The sequence below is a fragment of the Nitratireductor sp. L15S-10 genome (assembly GCF_045011005.1).
Lineage (GTDB): Bacteria > Pseudomonadota > Alphaproteobacteria > Rhizobiales > Rhizobiaceae > Nitratireductor.
This window is the reverse complement of sequence record NZ_CP120674.1, coordinates 3,160,812-3,179,290: the sequence shown is the minus strand read 5'-3', so window position 1 is coordinate 3,179,290 and position 18,479 is coordinate 3,160,812. Positions and strand designations below refer to the sequence as shown.

16 protein-coding genes and 1 tRNA gene are annotated in these 18,479 nt (G+C 60.6%); 2 read left to right on the top strand and 15 right to left on the bottom strand.

Annotation, left to right across the window (positions count from 1 at the left end; translation table 11 throughout):
* Positions 1 to 269: 269 nt before the first annotated feature.
* From P2W41_RS15230 to fumC, 6 genes are all read right to left on the bottom strand, one after another.
* Positions 270 to 346, bottom strand: a tRNA-Arg gene (locus P2W41_RS15230).
* A 140-nt stretch (positions 347 to 486) separates the two neighbouring features.
* Positions 487 to 1,941 carry an ATP-binding protein gene (locus tag P2W41_RS15225; protein WP_404933608.1) on the bottom strand — a complete coding sequence of 485 codons (1,455 nt, stop codon included), beginning with the start codon at positions 1,939 to 1,941 and terminating at the stop codon, positions 487 to 489.
* A gap of 59 nt (positions 1,942 to 2,000) precedes the next feature.
* On the bottom strand, positions 2,001 to 3,425 hold the full coding sequence (locus tag P2W41_RS15220) for a dihydrolipoyl dehydrogenase family protein (protein WP_404933607.1): 1,425 nt from the start codon (positions 3,423 to 3,425) through the stop codon (positions 2,001 to 2,003).
* A gap of 26 nt (positions 3,426 to 3,451) precedes the next feature.
* Positions 3,452 to 4,213, bottom strand: coding sequence for a TVP38/TMEM64 family protein (locus tag P2W41_RS15215; RefSeq protein WP_404933606.1), 762 nt, complete (start codon positions 4,211 to 4,213; stop codon positions 3,452 to 3,454).
* Between the two features lie 201 nt (positions 4,214 to 4,414).
* On the bottom strand, positions 4,415 to 4,798 hold the full coding sequence (locus tag P2W41_RS15210) for a DoxX family protein (protein ID WP_292899266.1): 384 nt from the start codon (positions 4,796 to 4,798) through the stop codon (positions 4,415 to 4,417).
* 175 nt (positions 4,799 to 4,973) lie between these two features.
* Positions 4,974 to 6,365: a class II fumarate hydratase gene (gene fumC, locus P2W41_RS15205; protein WP_404933605.1), complete on the bottom strand. Its 1,392-nt coding sequence runs from the start codon at positions 6,363 to 6,365 to the stop codon at positions 4,974 to 4,976.
* 296 nt (positions 6,366 to 6,661) lie between these two features.
* Between fumC and P2W41_RS15200 the strand changes: the two genes are divergently transcribed.
* Positions 6,662 to 7,726, top strand: coding sequence for a calcium:proton antiporter (locus P2W41_RS15200; RefSeq protein WP_404934995.1), 1,065 nt, complete (start codon positions 6,662 to 6,664; stop codon positions 7,724 to 7,726).
* Positions 7,727 to 7,806: 80 nt separating this feature from the next.
* On the opposite strand, the gene groL is transcribed toward P2W41_RS15200, so the two are convergent.
* From groL to P2W41_RS15185, 3 genes are all read right to left on the bottom strand, one after another.
* Positions 7,807 to 9,450, bottom strand: coding sequence for a chaperonin GroEL (gene groL, locus P2W41_RS15195; protein WP_292899272.1), 1,644 nt, complete (start codon positions 9,448 to 9,450; stop codon positions 7,807 to 7,809).
* Positions 9,451 to 9,512: 62 nt separating this feature from the next.
* Positions 9,513 to 9,809 carry a co-chaperone GroES gene (gene groES, locus P2W41_RS15190; protein ID WP_007009707.1) on the bottom strand — a complete coding sequence of 99 codons (297 nt, stop codon included), beginning with the start codon at positions 9,807 to 9,809 and terminating at the stop codon, positions 9,513 to 9,515.
* A gap of 216 nt (positions 9,810 to 10,025) precedes the next feature.
* Positions 10,026 to 10,664, bottom strand: a complete 639-nt coding sequence (locus P2W41_RS15185; RefSeq protein WP_292899273.1) for a DNA-3-methyladenine glycosylase I — start codon at positions 10,662 to 10,664, stop codon at positions 10,026 to 10,028.
* Between the two features lie 273 nt (positions 10,665 to 10,937).
* Between P2W41_RS15185 and P2W41_RS15180 the strand changes: the two genes are divergently transcribed.
* Entirely contained in the window at positions 10,938 to 11,759 is an 822-nt protein-coding gene (locus P2W41_RS15180) for a L,D-transpeptidase (protein WP_292899274.1), read from the top strand.
* Between the two features lie 82 nt (positions 11,760 to 11,841).
* Here the strand turns inward: P2W41_RS15180 and glcF are convergent, their stop codons facing one another.
* The 6 genes from glcF to P2W41_RS15150 all read right to left on the bottom strand — a co-directional run bounded on the left by glcF (position 11,842) and on the right by P2W41_RS15150 (position 18,265).
* Positions 11,842 to 13,185: a glycolate oxidase subunit GlcF gene (glcF, locus tag P2W41_RS15175; protein WP_404933604.1), complete on the bottom strand. Its 1,344-nt coding sequence runs from the start codon at positions 13,183 to 13,185 to the stop codon at positions 11,842 to 11,844.
* Between the two features lie 10 nt (positions 13,186 to 13,195).
* Positions 13,196 to 13,576: a hypothetical protein gene (locus P2W41_RS15170; RefSeq protein ID WP_292899278.1), complete on the bottom strand. Its 381-nt coding sequence runs from the start codon at positions 13,574 to 13,576 to the stop codon at positions 13,196 to 13,198.
* 41 nt (positions 13,577 to 13,617) lie between these two features.
* Positions 13,618 to 14,826, bottom strand: a complete 1,209-nt coding sequence (locus P2W41_RS15165) for an FAD-binding protein (RefSeq protein ID WP_292899280.1) — start codon at positions 14,824 to 14,826, stop codon at positions 13,618 to 13,620.
* Positions 14,823 to 15,407 (bottom strand): ASCH domain-containing protein, encoded by a 585-nt coding sequence (locus P2W41_RS15160; protein ID WP_404934994.1) that lies wholly within the window; start codon positions 15,405 to 15,407, stop codon positions 14,823 to 14,825. The genes P2W41_RS15165 and P2W41_RS15160 overlap by 4 nt, the downstream gene beginning before the upstream one ends.
* Positions 15,408 to 15,409: 2 nt before the next feature.
* Positions 15,410 to 16,906: an FAD-linked oxidase C-terminal domain-containing protein gene (locus tag P2W41_RS15155; RefSeq protein ID WP_292899283.1), complete on the bottom strand. Its 1,497-nt coding sequence runs from the start codon at positions 16,904 to 16,906 to the stop codon at positions 15,410 to 15,412.
* Between the two features lie 78 nt (positions 16,907 to 16,984).
* Entirely contained in the window at positions 16,985 to 18,265 is a 1,281-nt protein-coding gene (locus P2W41_RS15150; protein WP_292900043.1) for a DUF3422 family protein, read from the bottom strand.
* Positions 18,266 to 18,479: the final 214 nt, after the last annotated feature.

Here is an 18,479-nt window from a genome sequence, read left to right as displayed (position 1 = left end):
CCCGATCCCAGCCCGTCACGGCAAACCCGGCCAGCCTCTCACTCTAAGGGGGCGTTGCGGGGTCTCCCCGCAGAAGGGGGTGCGCCGGCAACGAAGTGCCGGCCAGGGGGAAGGCTTTCCCCCGCAAATGCCAGCGAATCCCACCACGACCGCGCCAGAATGGGCGGAACGCCAGCCATTACCGGCTTAAACACCGGCTTAATTTTCAGATTTAAGCCGGCGCCTAACCGCTGCCGGCCGATATTTGAAAGAGATTTCAGAGAGTTAAATGGCGCGCCCGAAAGGATTCGAACCTCTGACCCCCAGATTCGTAGTCTGGTGCTCTATCCAGCTGAGCTACGGGCGCGTGGTCGCCTGAGCGACCGTCGAAGCGGTCATCGCTGCCGCCGACCGCGGTTAACTAGCGAGTGCGGCGCAGAATTGCAAGCGCTATTGAAGGAATTTTCTCGATATCTGCACAGGCTGTCCTGCCGCACTGCCAATGCCTCAGACCGGCGGGAGCGCTTCGGGGATGCTGATGGCGAAAACCGTATGCCCCCCAATGCTTTCCACCAGTTCCAAAGCGCCGCCATGTGCTCTCACAAGTTCCTGGGCGATCGCCAGGCCAAGCCCTGTTCCACCACTCTTGGCAGAGCCGCGAAACGGAGCGAACAGGTTCTCACGCGCCTTTTGCGGCAGGCCGGGCCCGGTGTCGCTCACATAAATGCGTGCGGCACGATCCGAGCGTTCGGCAGAGACCGTTAGACGCTTGACAACGGACGGGTCGTTGTCGCCGGCCATTGCCTGCACGGCATTTCTGCACAGGTTTGAAAGCACGCGGAAGAGATGCTCAGAATCGGCGCTGACCTCGAAGTCCCGATCCACCGCATTGGCAAATTCGATCTGGCTGTCGGCTTCAAGAGGCAGAACGTTGCGCACCTCTTCGACCAGCGCATGCAGGCGCAACCGGCGGCGACTGGGCGGCGCCTCCTGTGTACGGCCGTAATTCAGGACACCCTCCGAATAGGTCACGGCGCGGTCGAGGGTGCGCAACAGGCGAGGTGTGAGGGTTTTCACGGCCGGGTCGTCAATCGTGCTCAACCGGTCGGAGATGAGATGCGCGGAAGCCAGCATGTTGCGCATGTCATGGTTGATCTTGGAGACGGCGAGCCCGAGATCGGCCAGGCGTTTCTGCTCACCCAGCGTTTTCTGCAGGGCCGTCTGCATGCGCGCGAGTTCGCGCTCGGCCACACCGATCTCGTCGCCACGCACCTCTGGCGTAATGATTCGGCGCGGATCGTCGGGCGCTGCGGCGAAGGACAGCATGGACTGCGTCATGCCGCGAATGGGGCGGATCATGATCCGGTTGATGGCATAAAAGACCAGCGTCGCGGTGAAGAGTGAAATGATCAGCGAGAGAAACGCCACATTACGCGCATAGGTCAGCATTGCATTCCTGAGATCCGTATCGGGTATCAGGATTTCAAAAATCTTGCCCGTGTCGCCCACCTTTCCGAAGATGCGAAAAACGCGATCACCGCCGAAGAACAGCGTGGAGAAGGTTTGGGCGATTGCGTCAGGCGGCGTTATTGCATCGACGTCGATGTGCTCGTCCACCGCCGGGGGCATGTCGGTAACGACCAGAATCCGCGAAACGTCGGCATCGCGCACGGCAATCGCCTTCACCCCCGTTGCCATAAGGAGTTCGTCACGGATATCGGGCGCAAGGGCCTCATCCTCGCCTTCCATGAGAATGATGCTGACGGCGGCTGCGTTCTCCAGCCGCTGTTGCATCCACTGCATCCCGAAATTGGCCACCGAAGGAATGAAAATCAGCACTTCGGCGATCATTACAAATAGCACGGTCAGCACCAGAAGCTTGGTCGAAAGCCCGCGCGTGAGCGGAACGGAGCCCGTCTCATGCGGATGTTCGCTGATGTCGCCCGCTATTTTCTCTGCCATCGCTCAGCGTTTTCCGGGGCCGCTTCCGGCTGTTGTTCTCACGCAGCCCAAAGCATTAATTAGCCGAAACGGCGCAGAAACCGCACTACCGCGCGGACCAGAGGCTTGCGTGTCGCTTCCGTGAAATACGTGATCGCGGCCCGTTTGCCAATCTCGGTCATGGTTGGGTAGGGGGCCACGTATCCGGCGATATCACGCACACCAAGTTTTCGAGAGATCGCGAGCGCCCAGAAATTGATCATCTCGCCTGCATTGGCACCCACGATGGACGCGCCGAGAATGCGGCCTTTGCGATCGGTTGCGAGCTTGATCAGCCCCTCTGTCTTGCGTTCAGCCTGCGCGCGGTCATTCTCGGTATAGGGCCAGCGCAAAACGCTGATATTGCGATGGTTTTTGCGTGCTTCGCTCTCGGTCAGTCCCACATGAGCGATTTCGGGATCTGTGTAGGTGGCCCAGGGGATGATGGCGCGATTCTCGCGGGCAGGGAGGCGAAAGAGCAGGGCGCGGATCACCAGTCCGGCGTGATAGCCGGCTACATGGGTAAACTGGAGCCCACCCGCCACGTCGCCAATCGCGTAGACGCGGCGATTGCTGGTGCGCAGTTTGCTGGAAATCTTGATGCCACGCCGGTCGTGCTCGATTCCGGCTCGGTCAAGCTTCAGCGACGCGATATTGGGTGTGCGGCCTGCGGCAATCAGAAGATGGGAGCCATCGATGCTGTGGTTTCCATCTGCATCTTCGAGGTGTACGCGCACGCCCGAGCGCCCACGCTTCTCAACCCGCGTCACCTTTGTGTGCTCGAGCACGTTAACGCCTTCGGAGCGGATGTTTTGCAGTGCAATGGCGGTCAGTTCGGGGTCGTCTTTACCCAGCGCGGTCAGCGCTTCCACAACGGTCACCTCACTGCCCAGGCGACAGTGCGCCTGCGCCAGCTCCATGCCGATGGGGCCACCGCCGACAATGATGAGATGTGCGGGCCTGCGGGTCTGGGAGAAAATCGTCTCATTGGTAAGGAATGGAACATCCTCAAGGCCGGCTATGGGGGGAACGAGCGGCGATGATCCTGTAGCAATGACGAAGCGACGGGCGCGGATCTCGTGACTGCCGGCGATCACCGTGCGATGATCCTTGAAGGAAGCTTCTTCCTGGATCACCTGCACACCCAGTGCAGTAAACCGCTCAACGGAATCGTTGGGCGCTATCGCGGCGATGGTCGCTTCCACATGCTTCATCACCTGGCGGAAGTTGACATCCGCCTCGGTGGGGGCGATGCCGAAGGCCGCGCCGCTTTCCATCTGGTGGGCCTGCTTGCCGGCGGCGATCAGCGCTTTGGAGGGCACACAGCCATAATTAAGGCAGTCGCCGCCCATCTTGCCCCGCTCGACAAGCACAACGGGTACACCAAAGGCGGCTGCGGCGGCTGCGACGCTCAGGCCGCCGGAGCCAGCTCCGATGACGCAAATATCGGGAGTGAGAAGGGTCATTCAGGCAATCTCTTGGTTGTTGGCAATCAGGCGTCAGGCGACCGGCGCAGTTTTTTCACCGCCACCGGTATGGCGGCGACCAGCGCCAGCGCGGCAAAGGCGAAGGTGAGTTGCGGCGTTACCAGATCGCCGAGTGTCACCTCGCGTCCGGCTTCGGCTGCGGCAACAATCACGCTGTCCAGCCCGTGGCCGAGATAGGCATAGGCGAAGGTGCCTGGCAGAATGCCGAGAAAGGTGGCCGTTGCATAGGTGCGCAACGGTACATTGAACAGTGCCGGCGCGATGTTGACGACCCAGAACGGGAACACCGGGGCGAGCCTCAACACCAGGAGATAGTTGAAGGCGTCCTCCTCGAACCCCTTCGCCATGCGCGACACGCGACCGCCGATTTTCTGCGCCAAAACACCCGAAAGTGCACCGCGGGCCGCCAGAAAGACCGCCGAGGCACCGATGGTGGCCGCAATCGCCACAAGCGCGCCGCCGAGAAGCCATCCGAAGAGGAAGCCAGCAAACAGCGTCAGTATGGAAGCGGCAGGAAAGGAGAAAGCGACGGCCGTGGCGTAAAGAACCGCAAAGCCGAGGGGCGCTAACAACGGGTTTTGCACGACAAAGCCACGTAAAAAGCCGCGGCTTTCGGAAAGGAACTCGAGCGACAGATATTGATGCAGCCCGAGGCCGTAACCACCGGCAAGGCCTGCGAACACGATCAACAGTGGAAGAAAGCGCTTCACAGGCGAGGGCTTTGCATTCGCGTGATGATCATTTCCGGTTGTCTGCATCATCGTCATCTTTCAAGGTCTCCGCCGCCGCTTATCCATTTTGGTGCAGCAACAGGCCGTACATGCGTGTTGCGACCTGTCCGTGCAACGAAAGATACGTTGCCTCACCGCCTTTTGAGCCGCGGTCGCATCGATATCACCGAACCGTGAATGGCACAGACAACAAAAAGCCCGCTCGAAAGCGGGCTTTCAGGAGGGGCAGGGTTTGCGTCAGGCTTTTGCCCGTTCCAGCGAGAGAGCGCCGGGCCCAAAGGCAGCAAGCACGAGAAGGCCGCCAGCCATAGAGAGGTTCTTCATGAACATGATGCTCTGCATCTGATCTGCAAAGTCGAAATGAGCGATGACACCGGAAGCGACGCTGAAAAGCGCGAGGAGAATTGCCGCGATGCGCGTCTGAAAACCGACGACGATGGCAAGGCCGCCAACGAGCTCGAGGAGGGCGACGATCCAGGCCGTCACGATCGGCAGGGGCAGGCCCATGCTGCCGAAATAGCCGGCGGTGCCACCGATATTGGTGATCTTACCGAAACCGGAGACGATGAAGATGACCGCGATCAGTATCCGGCCGACGAGAACGAGTGCATTCTGGGACATTGCTGGGTTTCCTGTGAGAAGTGATTTTCTTCGGTCAGGCATATACCCCGGAGAATTGTGTAGAAAAACTGCCCCATTGGTTACACTGTGTCGTCAAAACAAGAGACAATAAACGAAATCCAGCGGCCTGAAGGAATTTCTTCTCCGGGCCGCTGGGTGCTCTGAAATGTAACGGTCAGGCCGGCGCGATCATTTTTTCCGGGCGCACAAGCCGGTCATAATCCTCTTCGGAGACAAGACCGCTCCTGAGTGCTTCCTCACGCAGCGTGGTGCCGTTCTTGTGTGCCGCCTTGGCAATGGCTGCTGCGTTGTCATAGCCGATCGCCGGTGCGAGCGCAGTCACCAGCATCAGCGAGCGCTGCATGAGGTCGGCGATACGGGTCTCGTCCGCCTCGATGCCCTTTACGCAATTGTCGGCGAAGGAGCGCATCGCATCGGTCAGAATGCGGATCGACTGCAGGACGGCATTGGCGACAACCGGCTTGAACACGTTGAGCTCGAAATGACCCTGGCTGGCGGCGATGCTGACGGTCGTCTGGTTGCCCATCACCTGGGTGGCGACCATGGTCAGCGCTTCGGCCTGCGTCGGGTTGACCTTGCCCGGCATGATAGAGGAGCCCGGCTCGTTTTCCGGCAGCTTCAGTTCGCCAAGGCCCGAACGCGGGCCTGAGCCCAGAAAACGGATGTCGTTGGCAATTTTGAAGAGATCGGCGGCAAGCGCATTCAGCATGCCGTGGAAGGCGTTCAGCGCACCATGGCTGGCAAGCGCCTCGAACTTGTTTTCGGCGGTGCGGAAGGGCAGGCCGGTGATCGTAGCGACCTTTGCGGCGAACGCCTTGTCGAACCCGACCGGTGCGTTGAGGCCCGTGCCGACTGCAGTGCCGCCCTGTGCGAGCGCGTAGACGTCGTTCAGGCTCTCTTCGATGCGCCTGGCACCCAGTTTGAGGGCCGCCACATAACCCGAAAACTCCTGGCCAAGCGTGAGCGGTGTGGCATCCTGCGTATGGGTGCGGCCGATCTTGACGATACCGTCAAACGCCTGGGCTTTCTCTTCCAGCGCCTCGGTCAGATACTGCAGCGCCGGCAAAAGCTCTTCAGCCGCCTCGCGGCCGGCCGCGATATGCATGGCGGTGGGGAAAGTGTCGTTGGAGGATTGCCCCATATTGACGTGATCATTGGGGTGGACCGGCTTCTTGGAACCCATTTCGCCACCCAGGATCTCGATGGCCCGGTTGGAGATCACCTCATTGGTGTTCATGTTGGACTGGGTGCCGGAACCGGTTTGCCAGACGGAGAGCGGAAAATGAGCGTCGAGCTTTCCGGCAACAACTTCCTTGGCCGCCTCGATCATTGCTTCGCCGATCTTCCGGTCAAGTTTGCCCATTTCCAGGTTCGCCTCTGCGGCAGCCTGCTTGACGATGCCGAGCGCCCGCACCAGGGGAACGGGCATCTTCTCCGTGCCGATCTTGAAATTGCCCAGAGACCGTTGAGTCTGCGCGCCCCAATAGCGGTCTGCAGCAACCTCCAGAGGGCCGAATGTATCTGTCTCGGTGCGGGTCTTGGACATGCGATCGTGCTCCCTTGTCATTTCGCGCGTCGGGCAGTGGAGACGGCTTGAACAGGCCTGCTGCTTCTACCCGAAAAGTGCTGCCGTTTAATGGCGCGGGCGAGGGGATTTGGCAATAGGTTGCGCATCATGACCCTGGTCGTACAGGCTCGTTCGAAAAACTGTTCATTGCACTCCTTTCCGGCATTGAACTATCACAGGCGATATGGAGCGCCGTCTGCCATCGGCTCGCCAATTCGACGAAAACTGTCTTTCCGGGGGGTAGCGTGTTCAAAGGTTTGGCAAATGCACAGGCGATGCGGACCGCAGGGCCCCCGTTCGCCGCGGCAGTGTTGATCGCAGCAGAACATTTCGGCCTCGTACAAGAAACCGACATACTCTTTTCTGCGCTGGCCGGACTGTTTCTCGTGGCGACCGTGTTTTCATCGGTGCATTTCGCCGAGGTTATCTCCGTGCGCATAGGCCAGCCCTTCGGCTCGGTGCTGCTGGCGATCGCCGTTACCGTGATCGAAGCTTCCCTCATCATTTCGATGATGCTTTCGCCCTCGGAGGGGGATCCGACGGTGGCGCGGGACACGGTATTCTCCACAGTCATGCTGGTTCTGAATGGTGTTGTCGGTCTCTGCCTCCTCGCCGGGGGGCTACGTCATCATCAGCAATCGTTCCAAAGCCAGGGAGCGGTCGCTGCCTTCAGCGTCCTGGGTACCCTCGCAACGCTGACGCTGATTCTGCCCAATTTCACCCTGGCCGTTGAAGGACCGTATTATTCGACCGTTCAACTGATCTTCGTGACGGTCGTTTCGCTCTTGCTCTACGGGCTGTTCCTGTTTGTCCAGACCGTGCGCCACCGGGGAGATTTTCTGGACATTGCGGCAGCCGATACAGCTCTCCATAGAAAGCCTGGCGGTGGAGAAACCGCCTGGGCCGGTCTCATGCTGGCCATATCGCTGCTGATGGTCATTGTTCTGGCCGAGGCCCTGGCTCCCGGTATCGAGAAGGGGGTGTCGGCGGTTGGGCTGGCGGAGTCTTTTGTCGGATTGGTCATCGCCGCCGTGGTGCTGTTGCCTGAGGGCGTGACGGCGCTGCGCGCTGCCGCCTCCAACCGGCTTCAAACGAGCATGAACGTGGCAACCGGTTCTGCACTGGCCAGTGTCGGTCTGTCGATTCCCACGATCGCCATTGCCTCGCTTGTTCTCGGTGAGCCGATCACGCTAGGGCTCGATCCGGAGCACATTGTGCTTCTGGTCCTGTCGCTCTTCGTCGGCATGCTGACCTTGGCCACGGGGCGCACCACCATTATGCAGGGTGCGGTCCATCTGGTGGTGTTCTTCTGCTTTCTGCTTCTGGCTGCGGTTCCCTGACCAGACCCGATGATATCAATCCATGAAAAAGGGCGCTCCCGAAAGGAGCGCCCTCAATTTTCAAGCGATGCGTGGCTGGCTTAGAAGCCCATGCCACCCATGCCGCCCATGCCACCCATGTCGGGAGCACCGGCCGGAGCGTCCTTCTTCGGAAGCTCGGCGACCATGGCTTCGGTGGTGACGAGCAGGCCGGCAACCGAAGCGGCGTCCTGCAGCGCGGTGCGGACAACCTTCATCGGGTCGACGATGCCCATGGCGATCATGTCGCCATATTCACCGGTCTGGGCGTTGTAGCCGAAAGTGACACCCTCATTCTCGAGGATCTTGCCGGCAACGATCGAAGCCTCGGCGCCCGCATTCGTGGCGATCTGGCGAACCGGAGCCTGAATGGCGCGGCGGATGATGTTGATGCCGGCGTCCTGATCGGGATTGTCGCCTTTCGCCTTGATCTGGGCAGAAGCACGCAGAAGCGCGGTGCCACCACCAGGCACGATGCCTTCTTCCACAGCAGCGCGGGTTGCGTTGAGCGCGTCGTCGACGCGGTCCTTGCGCTCCTTCACTTCCACTTCGGTGGAGCCACCGACGCGGATCACGGCAACGCCGCCAGCGAGCTTGGCAAGACGCTCCTGCAGCTTCTCGCGGTCGTAATCGGAAGAAGTCTCTTCGATCTGCTGCTTGATCTGGGCAACGCGGCCTTCGATCTCGGACTTCTGGCCTGCACCGTCGACGATGGTGGTGTTCTCTTTGGTGATGGACACCTTCTTCGCACGGCCGAGCATGTCGAGCGTGACGTTCTCAAGCTTGATGCCGAGGTCTTCGGAGATGACCTGGCCGCCGGTGAGGATAGCGATGTCCTCAAGCATGGCCTTGCGGCGATCGCCGAAGCCCGGAGCCTTGACGGCAGCGATCTTCAGACCACCGCGCAGCTTGTTGACGACGAGCGTGGCGAGAGCCTCGCCTTCCACGTCCTCGGCAATGATGAGGAGCGGTTTGGAAGACTGAACCACCGATTCCAGAACCGGCAGCATGGCCTGCAGGTTGGAAAGCTTCTTCTCGTGGAGCAGGATATATGCATCCTCGAGCTCGGCGACCATCTTCTCCGGGTTCGTGACGAAGTACGGCGAGAGGTAGCCGCGGTCGAACTGCATGCCCTCGACCACTTCGAGCTCGGTCTCGGCGGTCTTGGCTTCCTCGACGGTGATGACACCCTCGTTGCCGACCTTCTGCATGGCCTCGGCGATCATCTCGCCGATTTCCTTCTCACCATTCGCGGAGATCGTGCCGACCTGGGCAACCTCTGCGGAGGTGTTGATCTTCTTGGTGGAAGAGGAGAGGTACTCGACGACGTCGGCAACAGCCTTGTCGATACCGCGCTTCAGATCCATCGGGTTCATGCCGGCGGCAACGGCCTTGGCGCCTTCCTGAACGATCGCCTGGGCCAGAACCGTGGCGGTCGTGGTGCCGTCACCGGCGATGTCGTTGGTCTTGGAAGCGACCTCGCGCACCATCTGTGCGCCCATGTTCTCGAACTTGTCCTCAAGCTCGATTTCCTTCGCGACCGTTACACCGTCCTTGGTGATGCGCGGTGCGCCGAAGGACTTGTCGATGACGACGTTGCGGCCTTTCGGGCCGAGGGTCACCTTCACCGCATCGGCGAGGATGTTCACACCCTTGAGCATGCGCTCACGCGCGTCGCGGGAGAATTTTACGTCTTTTGCAGCCATATTTCTCTAGCTCCTGAGCTTCTTGAGAAACTCTGTTACCGTTTTGATGTGGTGGCGTGGGATCAGCCGATGACGCCCATGATGTCGGATTCCTTCATGATCAGGAGATCCTCGCCATTGAGCTTGACTTCGGTGCCCGACCACTTGCCGAAGAGCACGCGGTCGCCAGCCTTGACGTCCAGCGGGACGAGCTTGCCCGCCTCGTCGCGCGCGCCGGAACCGACTGCTACGATTTCGCCTTCCTGCGGCTTCTCTTTGGCGGTGTCGGGAATGATGATGCCACCTGCCGTCTTTTCTTCAGACTCGACCCGGCGGACGACCACACGGTCATGAAGCGGGCGAAAGTTCGTGTTGGCCATGTTCTCTGAACCCTTGATTCGGATGATGAATTAGGCTTTTCCTCCGTCCGGCGGGTGCCGGACTTGTCGTTAGCACTCGCCTGAGGAGAGTGCTAACGTGGCTTTGAGATAGTGAGCGCCCATTTCGGAGTCAAGATTTTCGTGCAGCGAACAGCGCACATTTTTTTGCCGTGGTCGCCAGATTTCCGTGATTGCCGATGAAAAGCTGCCCCGGTTTCAGCTGGGTCTGATGAAAGCCTGCCGCTTCGTTTCAACCGCAGCGCGGCAACAGCAGCCCTCGATATGATCGTTGACGAGCCCCATCGCCTGCATGAAGGCATAGACAGTCGTGGGTCCCACGAAAGACCAGCCCCGCTTCTTCAGGTCCTTTGAAATGCGGGTGGATATGGCGGTGGTCGGATTGGCCGTCAGTGTTTTGTAGTCGACGGGGTCAGGGCGCTCGTGCGGTTGCGGCTCGTGGCGCCAGAAATAGCGCGCGAGCGATCCTTCCTGCTCGCACAATTCGATTGCGCGTTGAGCATTGTTGATGGTGGAACGGATTTTGCCGCCATGGCGTACAATCCCCGCATTGCCGAGAAGACGGTCCACATCCTTTTCGGTAAATCGCGCCACACGCTCGAAATCGAAACCGTCGAAAGCCTCGCGGAAGTTCTCCCGCTTGCGCAGGATGGTTAGCCACGAGAGCCCCGACTGAAATCCCTCAAGACAGATTTTCTCGAAAAGCCGGTGATCGTCCGACACCGGATGCCCCCACTCATTGTCATGATAGTCGAGATAATCCGGCAACTCACCGGGCCAGAAGCATCGGGTCTTGCCATCGGAACCCACGATCAGGCCGGTTTTTTCTTCGCTCATATGTCCAAACTTCCTTGGTTAATGTCAAATCAGCCGGGTTTAGCGATATGTTCACCAGCTTTTTGAACGCGCCGGTAACCACACCAGATGGTTTTTTTGAAACATGGCATTTTACGGAAGCTGATTCACTATTCGGTTGCAGCTTCGAGTCAGCATCCTGACACGGTCAGGCGCATAAGGTGCGTTTGCCCTTCGCCGCCGCCCGGTCTCGAATCTGGTTTCGAGAACGTGTGGTCTGTTTGATCTGTGACGAATGGTAGAGAGAAGTTTATCATGAAGTCGATGTTGTTTGCGGCCGGCATTGTGACCGCGCTGCTTTCTTCCTGGGGGGCGCTGGCCCAGGATCGATATGTGGAACCGCCGCCGGTTCTCGTCAGTCCTGACCTTTCCGCTCCCTGGGTGATGCAGTTGCGCCGCGCGCCGGTGCGAGGGCAGCATCGCGTCGAGCAGCCTACGGAATATCAGGCTTACCAACGCGCTCGAAACGCGCACGGTCGCAACAGCGCGCGTCGGGATTACCGGCCTCGTCATCAGATGCAGCCCCGCCCCACCCCACAGGCACAGCCCACGCAGAGGGTCTCGTTCGTACCGCGGGCGCGTGAGCCGTTCCCCCTGAATGAACGCTCCTGGCGGATGAGTGATCCCAAATGGCTGCCGCAGGTCGTTGACTACGAGACCGATCAGGCTCCCGGCACGATTATCGTCGATACCAGCCAGCGCTTCTTGTTCCTGGTCATGAAGGGAGGCAAGGCGAAGCGCTACGGCGTTGGTGTCGGCAAGGAAGGGTTTGGCTGGACCGGGACGGAAAAGATCACCAACAAGCGCAAATGGCCGTCCTGGCACCCGCCCGAGGAAATGATTGAACGCGAGAAAGCGAAGGGCCGGATCCTGCCGGTAAAGATGGAGGGTGGCCCAGCCAACCCTCTCGGCGCGCGCGCCCTGTATCTTGGATCGACACTCTATCGTATCCACGGCACCAATGCGCCCTGGACCATCGGTCGCGCGGTGTCTTCCGGTTGCATCCGAATGCGCAACGAGGATGTGGTTGACCTTTATGACCGTACCCCGGTCGGCACCAAAGTGGTGGTGAAGTGACCGGATGAGCGGGGGATGCCCGGCAGGGGGACTGCCGGGTAAAACGGAGAAGGGCGATGCTTGGGGGAGCATCGCCCTTTTCTCATTCCGCGGCGGCCATCGACGGCGCCTGTCGTTTTTCGGTTGCCACTATATCGGGTAGAGCTGTGGGCTTCGGCCCGCCAAAGGCCCAGTCGAGCAGCTCCACGGTATGCACGATAGGGGTATTCGTGCCTGATCTGATCTGGGTCATGCAGCCGATATTGCCGGTGGCAATGAGTGCTGCCGCGGTCGCGTCGATGTTTTTGACCTTGCGATCACGCAGGCGCGCTGCGATTTCCGGCTGCAGAATGTTGTAGGTGCCGGCCGAGCCGCAGCACAAATGTCCCTCGCGCGGCTCACGCACCACAAACCCGGCCCTGTGCAGCAGTTCGCGTGGTTCGCGGCTGATCTTTTGGCCGTGCTGCATGGAACACGCGGAGTGATAGGCAACCGTTATGCCTGGTTCGACAACCGGCTCCGGCAGATCGAGCGTTGCAAGATATTCCGTGATGTCCCTGGCAAGTGCAGCCACCCGGGCCGCCTTCCCGGCATAGTCAGGATCAAGCCGCAGCATGTGGCCATAATCCTTGACCGTGGTGCCGCATCCCGACGCTGTGATGATGATGGCGTCCAGCCCACCATTCTCGATTTCGCGCATCCAGGCATCCACGTTGCGTCGCGCGGCTTCCAGCGCCGGGTCTTCCTTGCCCATGTGGTGTACCAGTGCCCCGCAGCAGCCTTCGCCCTCCGGGTTCTGCACGGTTTCGATCCCGAGCCGGGCGAGAAGCCGAACCGTCGCGGCATTGATACCCGGATCGAGCACGGACTGGGCACATCCCGTCAGCAGCGCGACACGCCCGCGCTTGGCCCCTGCGAGGCTCACGCGCTCGTTTGCCGCATGGGGCAGACTGTCGGGCGCAAGCTCGAGCATCGCGGCAACAGGGCGCAAGGCTGGAATTTTGCGGAACAGGCCGGAAAACGGGCGTCCGACGCGGGCGAGTTTCAGAGCTGCGCGGAAACGGCCGGGATAGGGCAGAATTTGCGCCAGCACCGATCGCACCAGGCGATCGAGTAATGGTCTGCGATAGGTCTTTTCTATATGCGCGCGGGCGTGATCGACGAGATGCATGTAATTCACGCCTGAAGGGCACGTGGTCATGCAGGCGAGGCAGGAAAGGCAGCGGTCGACATGGGTGACAGTCTCCCGGTCTGCCGCCCTGCCGTTTTCCAGCATGTCCTTGATGAGATAGATACGCCCGCGCGGGCTGTCGAGCTCATTGCCGAGCGTCACATAGGTTGGGCAGGTGGCCGTGCAGAAGCCGCAATGCACGCATTTGCGCAGGATCGATTCCGCCTCCGCAATCTGCGGATCGGAAAGCTGCTCTGAAGTGAAATTGGTCTGCACGGCGCCTCTTCTAGATCAGCCAGCTTTGCGGGTTCTTGATGGGCTCTCTGCGTCCAACGGCCTGCAGGCCGATCACGCACCGCACAACGGCCCATATGGCGAGGGCGATCATCAGCAGAAAGCCGATGCCCACAATCATCAACAATGCCGAGACGAAACCGAGCAGCAGGCCGATCCAGAACGTGCGAATTGCCCAGGTATAGTGCGTCTCGAGCCAGCCGCTGACCTTGCCTCGATTCATGTAGGCAAGGACGATGCCCACCAGGGCGGATATGCCGATGACGAAACCTACCAGATAAAGGATATAGATGACTTGAATGTTGGTTGGCCCAGGCTCGAGCCAGCCATCGGTCTTGCGGGTTTCATCGGGTTGATTCTGCATATCACTCATGGGTTTGCCCTCTATTGTTCCGGCGGCAATCTATCACGGCTTCAAGCGAATGCCATGCGTGCGGGGTTCAATAGACCTTTGGGGTCAAATTGCTCCTTCAGGCGCGAGGAGAGGGCGGCAAGAGCGGGCGGTTGGGGCTCGAAGACAGGCGTTGCTGCACGCACGGCAAGCGGTGCACGCACCAGTGTCGCGTGCCCGCCTCCAAGATGAGCGATCATCTTTCGCAGAATTTCCGCCTCGGGGTCGGCTTCCATCCGCATCCAGATCAGCCCCCCCTGCCAGTCGTAATAGACATTGGCGCCGGCCGCCCGGCGGAAGGCGTCGACAAGCTCGTGGCCGCGCGACGGCGTGACCGAAACGCGCCATACCGGCGCCGGCGTACCGTCGGCAAAGGGATGACAGTCGCGAATTTCGCGCCAGAGCCTCCGCGAAAGCGTTTTCTCAATTGTTTCGGCGCTTCCGTAGTCATGCAGGAGCCGTGACAGGAGATCGATCCGATAGGCGACGGAAGGGCCGAAACCCTCCACCCGCAGCACGGTCTGGCTGCCACCGGAAAACCCGCCGCTGATAAAGCGGCCCACCACGCCTTCGGGCAGGTGCGCGGCACCCGAAACCTCGGCGCTCGATCCCATGGCGATGGCCATGGCCTGTGTTGCCGTCGCATCGTCCAGTCCGGCGATGGAGAATGTTGTCTCCGTCTCGGCTGCCGGCAGCACCTTCATGGTGATGTCGGTTGCCACCGCCAGCGTACCCCATGAGCCCGCGAGCCCCTTGGAAAGATCGTAGCCGGTGACGTTTTTCACCACGCGCCCGCCCGACTTGAAGCTCTCGCCACGGCCAGAAACCGCGTGAATACCAAGCACGTGATCTCGCGCGGCTCCGGCCTTCAGTCGTCGGGGACCCGACAAATTGGCCGCAAGCAGCCCGCCCAGCGTGCCGCGCTCCGGTTCCCCGCCAAGCAACGGGCCGTAATCCATGGGTTCGAAGGCAAACTCCTGATTGTGCTCGCGCAGAAGCGTCTCGATTTCGGAAACTGGCGTTCCCGCACGGGCAGAGAGCACCAGTTCTTCCGGCTCATAAAGCGTGATGCCGGCCAGTCTCGACAGATCGAGCGTGTGCTCGGTCTGGAGCGGTTGACCGATGCCGCGCTTCGAACCGTGGCCGAAAATTTCGAGCGGGGTTTCTTCAGAAACCGCCCACTGGATGGTTTCCAGAACCTCTTCAGCGGTGTTGGGAAGGAATTCGGTCACGATGTCTCATTCTCATTAAGGAAGCTGTGTCCGCGTGGGGAGAGCCGGTAACCAACGTCCAGGCTTTCGGTCAGTCCAAGCTCCTTCAGTTTGCGTACATCGCGCTTGAAGCCAAGCTTCTCCATATCCAATCTGGCGGCGAGCTCGGCGGCTGCAGTCGCAGGGTTTTCCGCGATCAGGGAGAGGACGTGAAGATGATGCCCTTCGTGCCGGGCGGCCCGGTCCCAGCGCCTGAATCGGTCCTGAATTGTCTGGCGTTCGTGGGCAGAGAGCTTGGACGCGGCGCGCAGTGCAACTCTGCGGTCAGCCTCGATTCCGTTAAGTTCGATGCGGAAAAGCAGACGTTCCGCGCTGTCGCGCAAGCTGCCCTTCAGTTCGGAAAGCGAGGTAAAACCGGCACGGCGTGCGCATTCAACATCCAGCGAGGCTTCATCGAAAGCTTCGACGCGTCCGATACGGACTTCGCCCAGAGCCGTGCGAAGTCGGGTGCCAGCTTTCACGGTGGGGCGCTTCCAGCGGCGAAAGGCAAGGGTAACCTCGCCGCGCGCGATGCCTTCGAGTATGGCGCGTTTGAACAGCACGTTCAAAACCGCTCCAGCTCGGGAAACGGCACCTGTCCGCGATGAATGTGCATCCGGCCAAGTTCGGCGCAGCGGTGTAGTTGCGGGAACACTTTGCCGGGATTGAGCAGGTGGTTCGGATCGAAAGCGCATTTCACGCGGATCTGCTGGTTCAGATCGTCTTCGGTGAACATTTCAGGCATCAGGTCGCGCTTTTCCACGCCCACCCCATGCTCCCCGGTCAGAACGCCGCCCACTTCCACGCACAGACGCAGAATGTCGGCGCCGAAATCCTCGGCCTTTTCCAGCTCGCCCGGCTTGTTCGCATCATAAAGAATGAGCGGATGGAGATTGCCGTCGCCGGCATGAAACACGTTGGCGACGCGCAGCCCGTATTTTTCCGAGAGCGCGCGCATACCGGCCAGAACACGTGGCAATTGCTTGCGCGGGATGGTGCCATCCATGCAGTAATAGTCTGGCGAAATGCGTCCCACCGCCGGGAAGGCGGCCTTGCGCCCGGCCCAGAACACGGCGCGTTCTTCATCCGATGTCGAGGCCCGGCTGGTGGTGGCGCCGTTCCGGCGCGCGATTGCCTCAACCCGATCGATCAGATGGTCGACCTCGGCCTGCGGCCCGTCCAGTTCAACGATCAGCAGAGCCTCCACGTCGAGCGGATAGCCGGCATGAACGAAATCCTCCGCAGCGCGGATGGCAGGGCCGTCCATCATTTCCATGCCGCCTGGAATGATGCCCGCACCGATGATCTCGGCAACGCACTGGCCCGCTTCCTCGCTCGATGGAAAGCCGATCAACAGGGCGCGCGCCGTCTCCGGCTTCTGCAAGATGCGCACGGTCACCTCGGTCACCACGCCAAGCAGGCCTTCCGAGCCAGTCATCAGGCCCAGCAAATCATAGCCTTCGGCGTCCAGATGTCTGCCGCCGAGCCGGATGACATCGCCATTCATGAGCACCATCTCGATGCCCAGAACATTGTTGGCAGTGAGCCCGTATTTCAGGCAGTGCACGCCACCGGAATTCTCAGCCACATTGCCGCCGATGGAGCAGGCGATCTGCGACGAGGGGTCGGGCGCATAATAAAAGCCCTCCTGCTCGACTGCATGGGTGATGCCCAGATTGGTGACGCCTGGCTGCGCGACCACGGCACGGTTCGGATAGTCGATGTCGAGGATGCGGTTGAAGCGGCTCATCACCAGGAGTACTGCGTCTTCGAGTGGCAGCGCACCGCCGGAAAGCGAGGTGCCCGAGCCGCGCGGTACGACGCGGATATCTCGCTCATGGCAATATTTCAGGATGCGTGACACCTGCGCCGTCGTTTCAGGCAAGACGACGACTAGCGGCATCTGGCGATAGGCGGTCAACCCGTCGCTCTCGAAGGCGCGCATTTCGTTTTCCGTGTCCACCACGCCTTCACCGGGAACGATGATGCGCATGTCGGCGACGATATCGGCGCGTTTCTTCAGGGTTGCCGCATTGGCCTGCGGCATTTTCAGGCCGGACATCAGAACTCCCTCACTGGTTCAATCTGTTTACCAGTGTATTCGCAGTTCTGTAAATGCTGCTTGGAAAGCGGGCCTGCGTCAATCCGCCTCGGTGCCGGTAATGGTGTCCTCGCGGGCATGGTGGCGGCGGATGCGGCGCACCAGAAGCCAGATGCACAGAACGGCTACGGGGACGGCGGCCGCGGTGATCACCTCGCTAGACAGACCGGGCAGGGCGGGTTTTGCCCCTTTGGCCACATAGCCCACCAGCCCCACCACATAGTAGGAGATGGCGGCCACGGAGAGGCCTTCGACCGTCTGTTGCAGGCGCAATTGCAGCTGTGCGCGGCGGTTCATCGAGGCGAGCAGGTCGCGGTTCTGCCGTTCCACTTCCACGTCCACCCAGCTTCTGAGCAGGTTTGCCGCACGCGTGAGCTTGCGCGATAGATTGGCCTGGCGTTCTTCCACCGAACGGCAGGTGCGCATGGCGGGTGCCACGCGGCGCTGCAGAAACGCCGTCCATGTTTCATAACCCGCCATGGGTGCCTCGTTCAGCATTTCCAGCCGCTCCTCGACAATACCGTGATAGGCGCGACTTGCGCCAAAACGATAGAGGCTGGCGGCGGCATCGGCCTCCAGATCGGCTGCGAGCTCCGTCAATTCACTCAAAAGGGCGTGACTGTCGTGCTTCTCGCGCTGGCGCATGCGTGCTGTCAGTGCCGCGAGCTGATCTTCCATGCGCCGCAGACGCGGCGAAAGGGATTGCGCCAGCGGCAGGCCGAGCATGGCGAGCGTGCGGTAGGTTTCGATGTCGATCAGGCGCTGCGAGAGGGCACCGATACGGGCCGGCGCCAGATCCTTTTCAAGGATGAGAATCCGGGTTAGCCCGTCGCCATCCTGCCGGAAGTCGGTGGCAACGGCGGCGCGTCCACCCTCAACCACCGAATAGCCCAGGCTTGCCGGATCGAACGCGCGGATCAGCTTTTCCGTCGCGCTCGTCCATTTGCGGATCTCCACCCGCGTGCCCGATATGGCGGTGCCGGGCGGGCTGAAACCGTTACCGAAGGGCGATTCTTCGAGCGGTTTTCCGGTGCGCGGCGAAATAGGGCAGTCCCATTGATAGCTGGAAAACTCTGTATGCCTTTCCCAGCGTAGCGTCCCCTTTCCCCATTTCATCGTGTGGTGGCGCGCATTGGCCTGTGGTGGCGCGACACCAAGCCTGCGCGAAAGATCGGCAAGCACGGCCTGGTCGACCGCAGAGCCGCCTTCGGTCATGAAGGAGAGCTGGATGATCAGTCGTGGCGCTTCCAGAAGGGCATGGGGCCGCGCATGCACTTCACCCAGCGCTCCTGCGCGCCCGTCATGGGCCGGGAACCCCATGACGCTGCCGGTCACCAGGGTTGTGAAAGGCTTTTCTTGTGTCTTGTCTGCGTCAGTCGCGACAAGCAGTTCCCCATTATTCTGGCTCATTGTGCCTTGCCGTCTGCATCAGGATGGACCTTTCCCGAGTATGCTATCGGCTTTGCGCGGGGTGCAATGCATGAAGACGGTTGGCTGCCGCGCTGATCATTGGGCAAATAAATTGACCAGTTCT

Coding starts and splice junctions, on each gene's coding strand:
- P2W41_RS15200 (WP_404934995.1), top strand. CDS start 6,662: ATGCGGACCGCAGGGCCCCCGTTCGCCGCGGCAGTGTTGATCGCAGCA.
- groES (WP_007009707.1), bottom strand. CDS start 9,809: ATGGCCAACACGAACTTTCGCCCGCTTCATGACCGTGTGGTCGTCCGC.
- P2W41_RS15170 (WP_292899278.1), bottom strand. CDS start 13,576: ATGAGTGATATGCAGAATCAACCCGATGAAACCCGCAAGACCGATGGC.
- P2W41_RS15225 (WP_404933608.1), bottom strand. CDS start 1,941: ATGGCAGAGAAAATAGCGGGCGACATCAGCGAACATCCGCATGAGACG.
- P2W41_RS15185 (WP_292899273.1), bottom strand. CDS start 10,664: ATGAGCGAAGAAAAAACCGGCCTGATCGTGGGTTCCGATGGCAAGACC.
- P2W41_RS15180 (WP_292899274.1), top strand. CDS start 10,938: ATGAAGTCGATGTTGTTTGCGGCCGGCATTGTGACCGCGCTGCTTTCT.
- groL (WP_292899272.1), bottom strand. CDS start 9,450: ATGGCTGCAAAAGACGTAAAATTCTCCCGCGACGCGCGTGAGCGCATG.
- P2W41_RS15215 (WP_404933606.1), bottom strand. CDS start 4,213: ATGACGATGATGCAGACAACCGGAAATGATCATCACGCGAATGCAAAG.
- P2W41_RS15210 (WP_292899266.1), bottom strand. CDS start 4,798: ATGTCCCAGAATGCACTCGTTCTCGTCGGCCGGATACTGATCGCGGTC.
- P2W41_RS15155 (WP_292899283.1), bottom strand. CDS start 16,906: ATGTCCGGCCTGAAAATGCCGCAGGCCAATGCGGCAACCCTGAAGAAA.
- P2W41_RS15150 (WP_292900043.1), bottom strand. CDS start 18,265: ATGGGGTTCCCGGCCCATGACGGGCGCGCAGGAGCGCTGGGTGAAGTG.
- P2W41_RS15220 (WP_404933607.1), bottom strand. CDS start 3,425: ATGACCCTTCTCACTCCCGATATTTGCGTCATCGGAGCTGGCTCCGGC.
- fumC (WP_404933605.1), bottom strand. CDS start 6,365: ATGTCCAAGACCCGCACCGAGACAGATACATTCGGCCCTCTGGAGGTT.